Origin of the sequence: Phenylobacterium sp. (genome assembly GCF_031181185.1) — a bacterium.
Taxonomy (GTDB): Bacteria; Pseudomonadota; Alphaproteobacteria; order Caulobacterales; family Caulobacteraceae; genus Phenylobacterium.
Genome location: NZ_JAPSKZ010000105.1, coordinates 1 through 12,763, shown reverse-complemented (window position 1 = coordinate 12,763; position 12,763 = coordinate 1). Strand labels below are relative to the sequence as shown.

The window sequence follows — 12,763 nt, the reverse complement described above, 5'->3', positions numbered from 1 at the left end:
AACCCGGCGGCCCTTTTGCTTGTCCGTGTGACAACGAGGTCATGACCTCGATTTAAGCTGATCGCAGGCCCCAGCCCGACTAGCTTCGATGAAGGAAATTCACGGGGAGACGGCGATGCGTCGTTCTATGGGTCTACTGGCCGCCGCGGCCGCAGCGACCATCACCTGGGCGGCCGCCGGCGTGGCGAAGGCCGCCGAGGTCGAGATCCGCGACGCGGTGGCTCGGGTGACGGTGATCCCGGAGAACCGCAGCGACATCAAGGTCGAGATCATCGCCCCCAACGCCCGCCTGCCGCTGGACGTGCGCACGCGCGGCGACCGCACGATCATCGACGGCGGCCTGGACCGGAAGATCCGCAACTGCCGCGGCTCGGGCGAAAGCCGCAGCGTCGAGGTCCGGGGCGTGGGCGACGTCGCCTGGCGCGAGATGCCGCAGATCGTCATCCGAACGCCGCGCGACGCCCGGGTGGACGCCGGCGGGGCGGTGTTCGGCTCGGTGGGCCGCTCGACCAGCCTCACGCTGTCCAACGCCGGCTGCGGCGACTGGACCGTGGCCAATGTGGAAGGCGCCCTCAAGATCCGCCAGGCCGGCTCGGGCGACACCCGAACGGGCTCGGCGGGCTCGGCCTCGATCCGGGTGGCCGGCTCGGGCGACGTGGCCACCGCCGACATCCGCGGCGGCCTGGACATCGACATCGCCGGCTCGGGCGCGGTGGCCGCGAGGTCCGTGCAGGGCGCCCTGAGCGTGAGCATCGCGGGTTCGGGGGACGTGGTGGTGGCCGGCGGCCGCGCCACGAGCATGACCGCCTCGATCGCAGGCTCGGGCGACGTGGACTTCCGCGGCGTCGCCGACAGCCTCAAGGCCCGCATCGCCGGCTCGGGCGACGTGCGCGCCCGAGAGGTGAAGGGCGAGGTCTCGAAGTCCATCATGGGCTCGGGCGCCGTCACGGTCGGGTAGCCCGATGCGCAGCGCCCTCTTCGCCGCCGTCCTGCTCGCCGCCGCGCCTGCAGCGGCCGCGGACTGGACGCCCGTCTGGACCCTCGAGGGCCTGGCCGATCCCGAGAGCGTGGCCCTCGCGCCGGATGGTCGCAGCTTCTTCGTCGCCAACGTGGCCGGCGAGGGCGACGTCAAGGACGGCCAGGGCTTCATCAGCCGCGTCTCGCGCGACGGCAAGCTCCTGGAGCGGGAGTGGGTGAGGGGTCTGGACGCGCCGAAGCGCGCGATCGTGAAGGGCCAGCGGCTGTTCGTGTCGGACATCACCCGTTTGGGCGAGATCGACATCCCGACGGCGAAGGTCGTCGGGGCCTATGAGGCCCCGGACGCCAAGTTCCTCAACGACGTGGCGGTGGCGCCCGACGGGACCGTGCTGGTGGCCGATTCCGCCACCGCCCGCATCCTGGCGCTGCAGGACGGACGCATCGTCCCCTGGTCGGCCGACCCGCAGCTGCGCGCCGTCAACGGCCTCCTGCCCGAGCGCCACCGACTGCTGGTCACCACCACGGCCGGCAAGCTGCTGGCCTTCGACTGGAAGAGCCGCGCGGCGACCGTGCTGGCCGAGGGCCTGGGGGACGGCGACGGCGTCGCGCCGGCCGGCGACGGGGCCTATTTCGTCAGCGAATGGCCCGGCCGCCTCTTCCGCGTGAGCCCCGACGGCAAGGCCGAGACCCTGATCGACAGCCGCAAGGCCGGGACCTACATCAACGACTTCATCCGGGTCGGCGACCTGCTGGTGGTTCCCAGCTGGAAGCCCGGGCGGCTGGCCGCCTATCGCGTTGCGCCCTGAACGCCGCAGGGGGCTCTCGCCCCTTGACGGAGGCGAGTCGGATGGGTAATACCGCGCCTCCTGTTGGACCGGCTGTGTGCTTCGAAGGGATTTGAAGCGCAGACGCGGTTCGCGGAACGACCTGGGACAGTGCTACAAGCTAGCGTTTCGGGATAGGGCCCTCGCCTCCGCGTGGGCCTAAGTCGTTTGTGCGGACTTTCGCGTACGAGCTCTCATCTGAGGGCTCGGGCTGGTCTTTGAAATGGTCGAGATCACGCGGGCGGGCCGCCGTCTGTAGGGAATGATAAGAGCGATATGGATCGTCAGAACATCCGCATTCGGCTCAAAGCCTTCGATCACCGCGTGCTGGATCATTCCACCCGCGAGATCGTGAACACCGCGAAGCGGACCGGCGCCACTGTGCGCGGCCCGATTCCGCTGCCGACGCGCATTGAGAAATTCACCGTCAACCGCTCGCCGCACATCGACAAGAAGTCGCGCGAGCAGTTCGAAATCCGCACGCACAAGCGCGTGCTCGACATCGTCGACCCCACCCCGCAGACCGTGGACGCGCTGATGAAGCTCGACCTGTCCGCCGGCGTGGACGTCGAGATCAAGCTCTAAGGGGATCGGTCCGATGCGTACCGGCGTGATCGCCAAGAAGCTGGGCATGACGCGCTTCTTCGACGAAGCGGGCGTCCATGTTCCCGTGACGGTCCTGAGCCTTGAAGGCTGCCAGGTCGTCGGCCAGCGCACCGCTGACAAGGACGGCTATGTCGCCCTTCAGCTCGGCGCGGGCTCCAAGAAGCCGAAGAACACCTCCAAGGCGCTGCGCGGCCACTTCGCGAAGGGCCAGGTGGAGCCGAAGGCCAAGGTTGTCGAGTTCCGGGTGTCGGAAGACAACCTGATCGACGTGGGCGCGGAAATCACCGCCGACCACTTCATCCCGGGCCAGAAGATCGACGTCACCGCGACGACGGTCGGTAAGGGCTTCGCCGGCGCCATGAAGCGCTGGAACTTCGGCGGCCTCCGGGCCACCCACGGTGTGTCCGTCTCCCACCGCTCGCACGGTTCGACCGGCCAGCGTCAGGATCCGGGCCGCACCTTCAAGGGTAAGAAGATGGCCGGTCACTACGGCCATGAGACTGTCACCACCCTCAACCTCACCGTCTGGCGCGTCGACGCCGAGCGCGGCCTCATCCTGGTCAAGGGCGCCGTCCCGGGCACGGAAGGCACGTTCGTGAAGATCCGCGACGCGGTGAAGGCCCCGCTGCCGGCCGACGCGCCGAAGCCGGGCGCGTTCCGCGGCGCTGGCGCTCCGACCCCGGTCGAAGCCGCCGCCGAAGACGCGCCGGCCGAAGCTCAGACCGAAGCGCCGGCCGCTGAGGCGACTGAAGCTGGGGATCAAGCCTAATGAAACTCGACGTCATCAAGCTCGACGGCGGGAAGGGCGGCTCGATCGAGCTGGCCGACGATATCTTCGGCATCGAAGAGATCCGCGGCGACATCCTGCAGCGCGTCGTCACCTGGCAGCTGGCCAAGCGCCGCGCCGGGACCCACAAGATCCAGGTCCGCAACGAGGTCTCTCGTACGGGCAAGAAGATGTACAAGCAGAAGGGCACCGGCGGCGCCCGTCACGGCTCGCGCCGTGCGGCCCAGTTCGTCGGCGGCGCGAAGGCCCACGGTCCCGTGGTCCGCAGCCACGCCTTCGACCTGCCCAAGAAGGTCCGCGCGCTGGCTCTGAAGCACGCGCTGTCCTCGAAGGCCAAGGAAGGCTCGCTGATCGTCCTGGACTCGGCCACGCTGCCGGACGCCAAGACCGCCGCGCTGCGCGAGCAGCTGGGCAAGATCGGCGTGACGAACGCGCTGGTCATCGCCGGCGCCCAGGTCGACAACAACCTGAAGCTCGCCGCCCGGAACATCCCGAACGTGGACGTGCTGCCGAATGCCGGCCTGAACGTCTACGACGTGCTGCGTCGCCGCACCCTCGTCCTGACGAAGGACGCGGTCGAGGCGATCCAGGCGCGCTTCCAGCCTGAGGAGGCCGCGTGATGGCCGTCGAGCCCACCGTCCGCCACTACGACACGATCCTGTCGCCGATCATCACGGAAAAGGCCACGCTGCTCTCCGAGCAGAACAAGGTCGTCTTCCGCGTCGCCGGCGATGCGACGAAGGACGAGATCGCCGCTGCGGTCGAGGCGCTGTTCAAGGTCAACGTGACCAAGGTCAACACCCTCAACGTGAAGGGCAAGACCAAGCGCTTCCGCGGCATCGTCGGGCGTCGTTCCGACGTCAAGAAAGCGATCGTGACCCTGGCCGAAGGCCAGTCGATCGACATCACCACGGGGCTCTGATCCGATGGCTCTGAAGCAATTCAATCCGACGTCGCCGGGTCGCCGCCAGCTGGTGCTGGTCGACAAGTCCGAGCTCCACAAGGGCCGGCCGGAAAAGTCGCTCGTGGAAGGCCTGACGAAGTCGGGCGGCCGCGGCGGCAACGGCCGCATCGCCGTCCGCTTCCGCGGCGGCGGCGCCAAGCGCCTGTACCGCGTGGTCGACTTCAAGCGCCGCAAGTTCGACGTGCCCGCCACGGTCGAGCGCCTGGAATACGACCCGAACCGTTCGGCCTTCATCGCCCTGGTGAAGTACGAAGACGGCGAGCTGGCGTACATCCTGGCCCCGCAGCGGCTGAAGGCCGGCGACCAAGTCGTCGCGTCGGAAAAGGCTGACGTGAAGCCGGGCAACGCCATGCCGCTGCGCGGCATGCCGATCGGCACGATCATCCACAACGTCGAGCTGAAGCCGATGAAGGGCGGGCAGATCGCCCGTTCGGCCGGCGCCTACGCCCAGCTGGTCGGCCGCGACGCCGGCTACGCCCAGATCCGCCTGAACTCGGGCGAGCTGCGCATGGTGCAGGACAGCTGCATGGCCACCGTTGGCGCCGTGTCGAACCCGGACCACATGAACGAGAGCCTCGGCAAGGCCGGCCGCTCGCGTCACAAGGGCCGTCGTCCGCACGTCCGCGGCGTCGCCATGAACCCGATCGACCACCCGCACGGCGGCGGCGAAGGCCGCACCTCGGGCGGCCGTCACCCGGTCACCCCGTGGGGCCAACCCACGAAGGGCCGGAAGACCCGCAAGAACAAGGCGACGGACAAGTTCATCATCCGCTCGCGCCACGCTCGGAAGGCTCGCTAACCGATGACCCGCTCCGTCTGGAAAGGCCCGTTCGTCGACGGGTACCTGCTCAAGAAGGCCGAGGCCGCGCAGTCCTCGGGCCGGAAGGACGTGATCAAGACCTGGTCGCGCCGCTCGACCATCATGCCCCAGTTCGTGGGCCTGACGTTCGGCGTCCACAACGGCCAGAAGCACGTGCCGGTGCTGATCTCGGAAGACATGGTCGGCATGAAGCTGGGCGAGTTCGCTCCGACCCGCTTCTTCCCCGGCCACGCGGCCGACAAGAAGGCCAAGAGGAAGTAAGATGGCTAAGCAAGCGAAAGCCCGCCGTCTTACCGGCGCCGAAGCGATGGCCAAGGTGCGGACCCTCCGCACCAGCCCGCGCAAGCTCAACCTGGTGGCCCAGTCGATCCGCGGCCTGAAGGTTCAGCGCGCGCTCAACGAGCTGGAGTTCAGCCCCAAGCGCATCGCCAAGGATGTGCGCAAGGCGCTCTACTCGGCCATCTCGAACGCCGAGAACAACCACAACCTCGACATCGACAATCTCGTCGTGGCCGAGGCGTTCGTCGGCAAGAACCTGATCATGAAGCGCTTCCACGCCCGCGCCCGCGGTCGCGCGTCGCGCATCGAGAAGCCGTTCAGCGAGATCACCATCGTGGTCCGCGAGCAAGGTGAGGCCGCCTAATGGGTCAGAAGATCAATCCCGTCGGGCTGCGTCTCGGCATCAACCGCACCTGGGACAGCCGCTGGTTCGCCGACGGCCCCGAGTACGGCCGCCTGCTGCACGAAGACATCAAGGTCCGCCGCGCGCTGAAGAAGCGCCTGTACCAGGCCGGCGTGTCGCGGATCATCATCGAGCGTCCGCACAAGAAGTGCCGCATCACCATCTATGCCGCGCGCCCCGGCGTGATCATCGGCAAGAAGGGCGCGGACATCGACAAGCTGCGCAAGGACATCGCGGCGATGACGGACGGCGAGGTTCACCTGAACATCGTCGAGATCCGGAAGCCCGAGACCGACGCCCAACTGGTGGCCGAGAACATCGCCCAGCAACTCGAGCGCCGCGTGGCCTTCCGCCGCGCCATGAAGCGTTCGATGCAGTCGGCCATGCGCCTGGGCGCCAAGGGCGTCCGGATCAACGTTTCGGGCCGCCTGGGCGGCGCGGAAATCGCCCGCATGGAGTGGTACCGCGAAGGCCGCGTGCCGCTGCACACCCTGCGCGCCGACGTGGACTACGGCTTCACCGAAGCCAAGACCACCTACGGCGTCATCGGCGTGAAGGTGTGGGTGTTCAAGGGCGAAGTGCTCGAGCACGACCCGATGGCTCTCGACAAGCGCCTGGCCGGCGAAAGCGGCCCGGCCGGCGAGGGCGGCGGCCGTGAACGTGGCGACCGTCCGGATCGTGGCCCCCGTCGCGATCGCCGTGAATCGGCGAACGCCTAAGGACCTGAACCATGCTGTCTCCGAAGAAGACCAAGTACCGTAAGCAGTTCAAGGGCCGCATCCACGGCACGGCCAAGGGCGGGTTCACGCTGAACTTCGGCTCGTACGGCCTGAAGTCGATGGAGCCCGAGCGCGTCACCGCGCGGCAGATCGAGGCGGCCCGCCGCGCGATCACCCGCCAGATGAAGCGCCAGGGCCGGGTGTGGATCCGGGTGTTCCCCGACGTGCCGGTCACCGGCAAGCCGGCGGAAGTCCGGATGGGCTCGGGCAAGGGTTCGGTCGAGTACTGGGCCGCCCGCGTCCACCCTGGCCGCATCATGTTTGAAATCGACGGCGTGCCGGATGATGTCGCCCGCGAAGCCCTGCGCCTCGGCGCGGCCAAGCTTCCGGTGAAGACCCGCATCGTCACCCGCATCGACGCCGCCGTGGAGCACGCGTGATGAAGATCGACGAAGTCCGGGGCATGACGCCCGACCAGCTGGCCGAACAGCTCGTCTCCCTGAAGAAGGAGCAGTTCAACCTGCGCTTCCAGAAGGCGACCGGTCAGATCGAGAAGACCCACCGCGTGAACGAGGTGCGCAAGGATATCGCGCGCATCAAGACCGTTCTGCGGACCAAGCAGGCCCAGGCCTGAGGAGACTGACGTAAATGCCGAAACGAATTCTCGAAGGCGTCGTCGTCTCGGACAAGGGCGACAAGACGGTCGTGGTGAAGGTCGAGCGGACCTTCCTGCACCCGGTGCTGAAGAAGACCGTCCGCCGGTCGAAGAAGTACCACGCCCATGACGAGGGCAACACCTACAAGGTCGGCGAGGTCGCCCGCATCATCGAATGCGCGCCCAAGTCGAAACTGAAAACCTGGGAAGTGCTGCCTAAGGGCGGCGCGGCCCAAGCGTAAGGATCCGGATCCATGATCCAGATGCAAACTAACCTGGACGTCGCCGACAATTCCGGCGCCCGCCGGGTCATGTGCATCAAGGTGCTGGGCGGCGCGAAACGGCGCTACGCCGGCGTCGGCGACAAGATCGTCGTCTCCGTCAAGGAGGCGATCCCGCGCGGTCGCGTGAAGAAGGGCGACGTGCTGCAGGCGATCGTGGTGCGCACGAGCCAAGGCATCAAGCGCAAGGACGGCTCGGTGATCCGCTTCGACAAGAACGCGGCCGTGATCGTCAACAAGCAATCCGAGCCGATCGGCACGCGGATCTTTGGCCCGGTTCCCCGCGAACTGCGCGCGAAGAACCACATGAAGATCATCTCGCTCGCGCCCGAGGTGCTGTAATGGCTGCGAAGATCAAGAAGGGGGACCGCGTCGTGGTCCTCACCGGCAAGGACAAGGGCCGCCAAGGCGCGGTCACCAAGGTGTTCCCGCAGGAGCAGCGCGTCCTGGTCGAGGGCATCAACATCGTCCAGCGGCATACGCGCCCCACGCAGCTCGATCCGCAAGGCGGGATCAAGAACAAGGAAGCGCCGATCCACCTGTCGAACGTGGCTCTGGTCGATTCCAAGGGCAAGCCGACCCGCGTCGGCTTCCGCGTGGAAGGCGACAAGAAGGTGCGGATCGCCAAGACGACCGGCGAGGTGATCAATGGCTGATCAAGCTTACGAACCGCGGCTGAAGACCGAGTACCGCGAGCGCATCCGCAAGTCGCTCAAGGAGCGCTTCGGCTACAGCAACGAGATGCAGATCCCGAAGCTGGAAAAGATCGTGATCAACATGGGTGTGGGCGAAGCCGTCGCCGACTCCAAGAAGATCAACTCGGCCATGGCCGACCTGGCGAAGATCGCGGGTCAGAAGCCGGTGCCGACGAAGGCGCGGACCTCGATCGCCGGCTTCAAGCTGCGCGAAGGCATGACGGTCGGCTGCAAGGTCACCCTGCGCAGCGACCGGATGTACGAGTTCCTCGACCGGCTGATCACCATCGCGCTGCCGCGCGTGAAGGACTTCCGGGGTCTGAAGCCCACGTCCTTCGACGGCCGCGGCAACTACGCCATGGGTCTGAAGGAGCACATCGTGTTCCCGGAGATCAACTATGACCAGATCGACCAGATCTGGGGCATGGACATCATCGTCACCACGACTGCGAAGACCGACGACGAAGCTCGCGAGCTTCTCAAGGAATTCCAGTTCCCGTTCGTTCAGCAGCAGCAGTAGCGGCGGGAAGGAAAGCACACCATGGCCAAGAAAAGCGCCGTCAACCGCAACGAACGGGTCAAGAAGCTCGTCAAGCAACATGCCGCGAAGCGCCAAGCGCTGAAGGACATTGCGAACAACGAGAGCCTCCCGCTCGAAGAACGTTTCGAAGCCCGCCTGAAGCTTGCCGAACTGCCGCGCAACTCGGCCGCCGTCCGCATCCGCAACCGGTGCGAAGTGACCGGCCGCCCGCGCGCTTATTATCGCAAGCTCAAGATGAGCCGGATCTCGCTGCGGGAGCTCGGCTCCCACGGTCTGATCCCCGGCCTCGTCAAGTCGAGCTGGTAGGAGGGTCTTTCAGATGGTCAACGACCCCATCGGCGATCTGATCGCCCGCATCAAGAACGCCGCTTCCCGCGGCCGCTCGAAGGTCACGACGCCCGCGTCGAAGATGCGCGCCCGCGTGCTCGACGTGCTGACGGACGAAGGCTACATCCGCGGCTACCACCTGGTGGAAAAGCCCGGCGCCTTCCCCGAGTTCGAGATCGAGCTGAAGTACTTCGACGGCCAGCCGGTCATCGTGGAGATCAGCCGCGTCTCGAAGCCGGGCCGCCGCGTCTACTCGTCGATCAAGGACCTGAAGCCGGTGAAGAACGGCCTCGGGATCTCGATCCTCTCCACGCCCAAGGGCGTCATGTCCGACAACGCGGCCCGCGAGGCCAATGTTGGCGGCGAAGTCCTCTGCCGGGTCTACTAAGATGTCTCGTATCGGTAAGAAGGCGGTCGCTGTCCCCAACGGGGTGACGGTGACCATCGACGGCCAGACGGTGACGGTGAGGGGTCCGAAGGGCCAGCTCGCCTGGACCGTGGCGGAAGAGATCGAGGTCCGCCAGGAAGGCGCCGAGATCCTGCTGGCCAAGCGTCAGGAGACCACCCGCGCCCAGGCGATGTGGGGCCTGTCCCGCACGCTGGTCGCCAACATGGTCCAGGGCGTGACCCAAGGCTATGAGCAGACGCTCGAGCTGGTCGGCGTCGGCTACCGCGCCGCGATGAAGGGCCAGGCGCTCTCGATGCAGCTCGGCTTCTCGCACGACGTGGACATCAAGCCGCCCGAAGGCATCACGTTCGCGACGCCGAAGCAGACCGAGATCAAGATCTCGGGCATCGACAAGCAGCTGGTCGGCGAAACCGCCGCCCGGATCCGCCGCATCCGTCCGCCGGAGCCCTACAAGGGCAAGGGCGTGCGCTATGCCGGCGAGTCGGTCCGGCGCAAGGAAGGCAAGAAGAAGTAAGCCATGGCGCTCTCTCCCCGCGACACCACCAAGCGCCGCGCGCAGCGCGTCCGCACCCACCTCAAGAAGGTGGCGAACGGCCGTCCGCGTCTGTCGGTCTTCCGCTCGGCCAAGAACATCTACGCCCAGATCATCGACGATGCGAACGGCGTGACGCTGGCCGCCGCCTCGACGCTGGAAGGCGAGAAGAAGGACAAGGGCTCCGACAAGGACGCCGCCGCCCGCGTCGGCGCCCTCGTGGCCCAGCGCGCGATCGAGAAGGGCGTCAAGGACGTCGTCTTCGACCGGGGCGGCTACCTTTACCATGGCCGGGTGAAGGCCCTGGCCGACGCCGCGCGCGAAGCCGGCCTGAATTTCTAAGGAACGATCATGGCTCGCAGAGACGAACAGCGCGGCGATCGTCGCAATCGCGAAGAAGAACGCGACAGCGAACTCGTCGAGAAGCTGGTCCACATCAACCGCGTCGCCGCCACCGTGAAGGGCGGCCGCCGGTTCTCGTTCGCCGCGCTGATGGTGGTGGGCGATCAGAAGGGCCGCGTGGGCTTCGGTCATGGCAAGGCGCGCGAAGTGCCGGAAGCCATCCGCAAGGCGACCGAAGAAGCCAAGAAGTCGATGATCCGCGTGCCGCTGCGCGAGAGCCGCACCCTGCACCACGACGGCGACGGCCGTTGGGGCGCTGGCAAGGTGATGGTGCGCGCGGCGCCTCCCGGCACCGGCGTCATCGCCGGCGGTCCGATGCGAGCGGTTCTCGAAACCCTGGGCGTCCAGGACGTCGTGGGCAAGTCCACCGGCTCGTCCAACCCCTACAACATGGTTCGCGCGACCTTCGAGGCGCTGAAGGCCCAGTCTTCGCCGCGTCAGGTCGCCGCCAAGCGCGGCAAGAAGGTCTCCGACGTGATCGGCCGTCGCGCCGACGGCGCCTCGGCGGCCCAGCCCGCCGCGGATGCGGAAGGTTAAGCTCATGGCCAAGATCACCGTTCGTCAGACCGGCAGCCCGATCCGCCGGACCAAGGACCAGCGCGCCACGCTCATCGGCCTCGGGCTGAACCGCGTGGGCCGCGTCTCCACCCTGGAAGACACCCCGGCCGTCCGCGGCATGGTGGCCAAGGTGGCCCACCTCATCGAGGTGGTGGAATAGCCATCGCTTTCGTGCCATAGGCACGGCGCTTTAGGGCGGGGCGGAAGCCTCGCCCATCGGCGTTTCTACGCCAACGATTTCATCGCCGAGTCGGGGCAGGGCCCCGGCGCCAGATCTCCAAGGAGAGGCCACATGACCAAGCTGAACGAACTCGCCCCGCGCGAAGGCTCCACCAAGAACCGCATGCGCGTCGGCCGCGGCCCGGGCTCGGGCAAGGGCAAGACCGCCGGCCGCGGCGTGAAGGGCCAGAAGGCCCGCACCGGCGTCTCGATCGCGGGCTTCGAAGGCGGCCAGATGCCGCTGCACATGCGCATGCCCAAGCGCGGCTTCAACAGCCTCAACCGCAAGGAGTTCGCCGAGGTGAACCTGTGGCGGATCGAGCAGGCGATCGCCGCCGGCAAGCTCGACGCCAAGGCCGCCATCGACGCCGAAGCCCTCGTGAAGGCCGGCGTGATCCGCCGCGTGAAGGACGGCGTGAAGCTGCTGGGCAAGGGCGAGCTGAAGTCGAAGCTGAACCTCACCGTCTATTCGGCCACGGCCTCGGCCCGCGCCGCGGTGGAGAAGGCCGGCGGCCAGCTGACCACGACCAAGGCGGAAGCCGCCGAAGCTCCGGCGGAAGCCTGATCCGCATCTGCGGCGTCGCTGGCCTCGCTTCCGGGGCCGGCGCGTCCTATGTGATCCGGGTCACGAGTCAGGGGATACGCTGAATGGCTTCGGCCGCAGAACAGCTCGCCGCGAACATGAACTTCCAGGCCTTCGCGAAGGCCACGGAGCTTCACAAGCGCATCTGGTTCACCCTCTGGGCGATGATCGTCTACCGGGCCGGGTGCTACATCCCGATCCCCGGCATCGACGCCGCGGCCCTGCAGCAGGCGTTCCAGGGCCAGGCCCAGGGCATCCTGGGCATGTTCAACATGTTCTCGGGCGGCGCCGTGGAGCGCATGGCGCTCTTCGCCCTGAACGTGATGCCGTACATCTCGGCCTCGATCATCGTGCAGCTGCTGGGCACGGTCTATCCGCCGTGGGAGAAGCTGCGGAAGGAAGGCGGCGAGGCGGGCCGCAAGCAGCTCAACCAGTACACCCGCTACCTGACCGTGGTGCTGGCGCTGTTCCAGTCGTTCGGCATCGCGATGGGCCTCTCGCAGAGCCCGGGCCTGGTCGAAAACCCCGGCATGTTCTTCGTGATCTCGACGGTCGTCACCCTGACCGGCGGCACCATGTTCCTGATGTGGCTGGGCGAGCAGATCACCAGCCGCGGCGTCGGCAACGGCATCAGCCTGATCATCTTCGCCGGTATCGTGGCGGTCCTGCCGCGCTACGTGGCCCAGGCCTTCGAGATGGCCCGGACCGGCGCCATGAGCGGCGGGGCGCTGTTCATGATCGCGGCGCTGGTCATCGGCGTCACGGTGGCCATCGTGTTCATGGAGCGGTCGCAGCGTCGCCTGTTGGTGCAATATCCGAAGCGCCAGATGGGCAACCGCATGTTCGGGGGCGACACCTCGTTCCTGCCGCTGAAGATCAACACCGCGGGCGTCATCCCGCCGATCTTCGCCTCGTCGCTGCTGCTGCTGCCGACGACCGTCATGGGCTTTGCCGCCAACGCGAACCTGCCGGAGTACATGCAGTGGCTGCCGGGCCTGACCGGCCAGCTGCAGCACGGCCAGCCGCTGTTCATGCTGCTGTACGGCGCGCTGATCGTCTTCTTCTGCTTCTTCTACACGTCGATCGTCTTCAACCCGGACGACACGGCGGAGAACCTGCGGAAGTACGGCGGCTTCCTGCCCGGCATCCGGCCTGGCAAGCGCACGGCCGAGTATCTGGAC

General features: G+C 67.2%; 24 protein-coding genes. All 24 read left to right on the top strand.

Annotation, left to right across the window (positions count from 1 at the left end):
• Window positions 1-115: 115 nt before the first annotated feature.
• Complete coding sequence (locus RIF93_RS13425) at window positions 116-958, top strand: GIN domain-containing protein (RefSeq protein ID WP_309091957.1); 843 nt, start codon at window positions 116-118, stop codon at window positions 956-958.
• Between the two features lie 4 nt (window positions 959-962).
• Window positions 963-1,784, top strand: a complete 822-nt coding sequence (locus tag RIF93_RS13420) for a hypothetical protein (RefSeq protein ID WP_309091956.1) — start codon at window positions 963-965, stop codon at window positions 1,782-1,784.
• A gap of 294 nt (window positions 1,785-2,078) precedes the next feature.
• Window positions 2,079-2,387, top strand: a complete 309-nt coding sequence (gene rpsJ, locus RIF93_RS13415; RefSeq protein ID WP_012521787.1) for a 30S ribosomal protein S10 — start codon at window positions 2,079-2,081, stop codon at window positions 2,385-2,387.
• 13 nt (window positions 2,388-2,400) lie between these two features.
• On the top strand, window positions 2,401-3,177 hold the full coding sequence (gene rplC / locus RIF93_RS13410; protein WP_309091955.1) for a 50S ribosomal protein L3: 777 nt from the start codon (window positions 2,401-2,403) through the stop codon (window positions 3,175-3,177).
• On the top strand, window positions 3,177-3,815 hold the full coding sequence (gene rplD, locus RIF93_RS13405) for a 50S ribosomal protein L4 (RefSeq protein WP_309091954.1): 639 nt from the start codon (window positions 3,177-3,179) through the stop codon (window positions 3,813-3,815). Before rplC ends, rplD begins: the two co-directional genes overlap by 1 nt.
• Window positions 3,815-4,117 (top strand): 50S ribosomal protein L23, encoded by a 303-nt coding sequence (locus RIF93_RS13400; protein ID WP_309091953.1) that lies wholly within the window; start codon window positions 3,815-3,817, stop codon window positions 4,115-4,117. The genes rplD and RIF93_RS13400 overlap by 1 nt, the downstream gene beginning before the upstream one ends.
• Before the next feature lie 4 nt (window positions 4,118-4,121).
• On the top strand, window positions 4,122-4,958 hold the full coding sequence (gene rplB, locus RIF93_RS13395; protein WP_309091952.1) for a 50S ribosomal protein L2: 837 nt from the start codon (window positions 4,122-4,124) through the stop codon (window positions 4,956-4,958).
• 3 nt (window positions 4,959-4,961) lie between these two features.
• Window positions 4,962-5,240, top strand: coding sequence for a 30S ribosomal protein S19 (gene rpsS / locus RIF93_RS13390; protein ID WP_111274711.1), 279 nt, complete (start codon window positions 4,962-4,964; stop codon window positions 5,238-5,240).
• Between the two features lies 1 nt (window position 5,241).
• Complete coding sequence (gene rplV / locus RIF93_RS13385) at window positions 5,242-5,622, top strand: 50S ribosomal protein L22 (protein ID WP_309091951.1); 381 nt, start codon at window positions 5,242-5,244, stop codon at window positions 5,620-5,622.
• Complete coding sequence (rpsC, locus tag RIF93_RS13380; protein WP_309091950.1) at window positions 5,622-6,380, top strand: 30S ribosomal protein S3; 759 nt, start codon at window positions 5,622-5,624, stop codon at window positions 6,378-6,380. Before rplV ends, rpsC begins: the two co-directional genes overlap by 1 nt.
• A gap of 11 nt (window positions 6,381-6,391) precedes the next feature.
• Complete coding sequence (gene rplP / locus RIF93_RS13375) at window positions 6,392-6,820, top strand: 50S ribosomal protein L16 (protein WP_309091949.1); 429 nt, start codon at window positions 6,392-6,394, stop codon at window positions 6,818-6,820.
• Window positions 6,820-7,014: a 50S ribosomal protein L29 gene (gene rpmC / locus RIF93_RS13370; protein WP_309091948.1), complete on the top strand. Its 195-nt coding sequence runs from the start codon at window positions 6,820-6,822 to the stop codon at window positions 7,012-7,014. Before rplP ends, rpmC begins: the two co-directional genes overlap by 1 nt.
• Before the next feature lie 14 nt (window positions 7,015-7,028).
• Entirely contained in the window at window positions 7,029-7,277 is a 249-nt protein-coding gene (rpsQ, locus tag RIF93_RS13365; protein ID WP_309091947.1) for a 30S ribosomal protein S17, read from the top strand.
• Between the two features lie 12 nt (window positions 7,278-7,289).
• A complete protein-coding gene (gene rplN, locus RIF93_RS13360; RefSeq protein WP_012521798.1) occupies window positions 7,290-7,658 on the top strand; it encodes a 50S ribosomal protein L14 in 369 nt (122 codons plus the stop codon).
• The gene (gene rplX, locus RIF93_RS13355; protein ID WP_309091946.1) at window positions 7,658-7,972 is read left to right on the top strand and encodes a 50S ribosomal protein L24; all 315 of its coding nucleotides are present in this window, start codon (window positions 7,658-7,660) and stop codon (window positions 7,970-7,972) included. Before rplN ends, rplX begins: the two co-directional genes overlap by 1 nt.
• Complete coding sequence (gene rplE, locus RIF93_RS13350) at window positions 7,965-8,531, top strand: 50S ribosomal protein L5 (protein WP_309091945.1); 567 nt, start codon at window positions 7,965-7,967, stop codon at window positions 8,529-8,531. The genes rplX and rplE overlap by 8 nt, the downstream gene beginning before the upstream one ends.
• Window positions 8,532-8,552: 21 nt before the next feature.
• Window positions 8,553-8,858 carry a 30S ribosomal protein S14 gene (gene rpsN, locus RIF93_RS13345; RefSeq protein ID WP_309091944.1) on the top strand — a complete coding sequence of 102 codons (306 nt, stop codon included), beginning with the start codon at window positions 8,553-8,555 and terminating at the stop codon, window positions 8,856-8,858.
• A 13-nt stretch (window positions 8,859-8,871) separates the two neighbouring features.
• The gene (gene rpsH / locus RIF93_RS13340; protein ID WP_309091943.1) at window positions 8,872-9,267 is read left to right on the top strand and encodes a 30S ribosomal protein S8; all 396 of its coding nucleotides are present in this window, start codon (window positions 8,872-8,874) and stop codon (window positions 9,265-9,267) included.
• A 1-nt stretch (window position 9,268) separates the two neighbouring features.
• Window positions 9,269-9,802: a 50S ribosomal protein L6 gene (gene rplF, locus RIF93_RS13335; protein WP_309091942.1), complete on the top strand. Its 534-nt coding sequence runs from the start codon at window positions 9,269-9,271 to the stop codon at window positions 9,800-9,802.
• A 3-nt stretch (window positions 9,803-9,805) separates the two neighbouring features.
• Window positions 9,806-10,162 (top strand): 50S ribosomal protein L18, encoded by a 357-nt coding sequence (rplR, locus tag RIF93_RS13330; RefSeq protein ID WP_309091941.1) that lies wholly within the window; start codon window positions 9,806-9,808, stop codon window positions 10,160-10,162.
• Window positions 10,163-10,171: 9 nt separating this feature from the next.
• Window positions 10,172-10,759, top strand: a complete 588-nt coding sequence (gene rpsE, locus RIF93_RS13325) for a 30S ribosomal protein S5 (RefSeq protein ID WP_309091940.1) — start codon at window positions 10,172-10,174, stop codon at window positions 10,757-10,759.
• 4 nt (window positions 10,760-10,763) lie between these two features.
• Complete coding sequence (rpmD, locus tag RIF93_RS13320; protein ID WP_111274697.1) at window positions 10,764-10,940, top strand: 50S ribosomal protein L30; 177 nt, start codon at window positions 10,764-10,766, stop codon at window positions 10,938-10,940.
• Between the two features lie 132 nt (window positions 10,941-11,072).
• A complete protein-coding gene (gene rplO / locus RIF93_RS13315; RefSeq protein ID WP_309091939.1) occupies window positions 11,073-11,564 on the top strand; it encodes a 50S ribosomal protein L15 in 492 nt (163 codons plus the stop codon).
• Between the two features lie 83 nt (window positions 11,565-11,647).
• On the top strand, window positions 11,648-12,763 hold a 1,116-nt coding region (gene secY / locus RIF93_RS13310; protein WP_309091938.1), incomplete at its 3' end, for a preprotein translocase subunit SecY.

Bases quoted from the DNA above. Each gene is read 5' to 3' on its own strand.
- RIF93_RS13400 (WP_309091953.1), top strand. From the start codon at position 3,815: ATGGCCGTCGAGCCCACCGTCCGCCACTACGACACGATCCTGTCGCCG.
- rpsQ (WP_309091947.1), top strand. From the start codon at position 7,029: ATGCCGAAACGAATTCTCGAAGGCGTCGTCGTCTCGGACAAGGGCGAC.
- rpsJ (WP_012521787.1), top strand. From the start codon at position 2,079: ATGGATCGTCAGAACATCCGCATTCGGCTCAAAGCCTTCGATCACCGC.
- rplX (WP_309091946.1), top strand. From the start codon at position 7,658: ATGGCTGCGAAGATCAAGAAGGGGGACCGCGTCGTGGTCCTCACCGGC.
- RIF93_RS13420 (WP_309091956.1), top strand. From the start codon at position 963: ATGCGCAGCGCCCTCTTCGCCGCCGTCCTGCTCGCCGCCGCGCCTGCA.
- rplR (WP_309091941.1), top strand. From the start codon at position 9,806: ATGGCGCTCTCTCCCCGCGACACCACCAAGCGCCGCGCGCAGCGCGTC.
- rpsC (WP_309091950.1), top strand. From the start codon at position 5,622: ATGGGTCAGAAGATCAATCCCGTCGGGCTGCGTCTCGGCATCAACCGC.
- rplO (WP_309091939.1), top strand. From the start codon at position 11,073: ATGACCAAGCTGAACGAACTCGCCCCGCGCGAAGGCTCCACCAAGAAC.
- rplV (WP_309091951.1), top strand. From the start codon at position 5,242: ATGGCTAAGCAAGCGAAAGCCCGCCGTCTTACCGGCGCCGAAGCGATG.
- rplF (WP_309091942.1), top strand. From the start codon at position 9,269: ATGTCTCGTATCGGTAAGAAGGCGGTCGCTGTCCCCAACGGGGTGACG.
- rpmC (WP_309091948.1), top strand. From the start codon at position 6,820: ATGAAGATCGACGAAGTCCGGGGCATGACGCCCGACCAGCTGGCCGAA.
- rplE (WP_309091945.1), top strand. From the start codon at position 7,965: ATGGCTGATCAAGCTTACGAACCGCGGCTGAAGACCGAGTACCGCGAG.
- rplC (WP_309091955.1), top strand. From the start codon at position 2,401: ATGCGTACCGGCGTGATCGCCAAGAAGCTGGGCATGACGCGCTTCTTC.
- rplP (WP_309091949.1), top strand. From the start codon at position 6,392: ATGCTGTCTCCGAAGAAGACCAAGTACCGTAAGCAGTTCAAGGGCCGC.
- rpsE (WP_309091940.1), top strand. From the start codon at position 10,172: ATGGCTCGCAGAGACGAACAGCGCGGCGATCGTCGCAATCGCGAAGAA.
- RIF93_RS13425 (WP_309091957.1), top strand. From the start codon at position 116: ATGCGTCGTTCTATGGGTCTACTGGCCGCCGCGGCCGCAGCGACCATC.
- rplN (WP_012521798.1), top strand. From the start codon at position 7,290: ATGATCCAGATGCAAACTAACCTGGACGTCGCCGACAATTCCGGCGCC.
- rplD (WP_309091954.1), top strand. From the start codon at position 3,177: ATGAAACTCGACGTCATCAAGCTCGACGGCGGGAAGGGCGGCTCGATC.
- rplB (WP_309091952.1), top strand. From the start codon at position 4,122: ATGGCTCTGAAGCAATTCAATCCGACGTCGCCGGGTCGCCGCCAGCTG.
- rpsH (WP_309091943.1), top strand. From the start codon at position 8,872: ATGGTCAACGACCCCATCGGCGATCTGATCGCCCGCATCAAGAACGCC.
- rpmD (WP_111274697.1), top strand. From the start codon at position 10,764: ATGGCCAAGATCACCGTTCGTCAGACCGGCAGCCCGATCCGCCGGACC.
- rpsN (WP_309091944.1), top strand. From the start codon at position 8,553: ATGGCCAAGAAAAGCGCCGTCAACCGCAACGAACGGGTCAAGAAGCTC.
- rpsS (WP_111274711.1), top strand. From the start codon at position 4,962: ATGACCCGCTCCGTCTGGAAAGGCCCGTTCGTCGACGGGTACCTGCTC.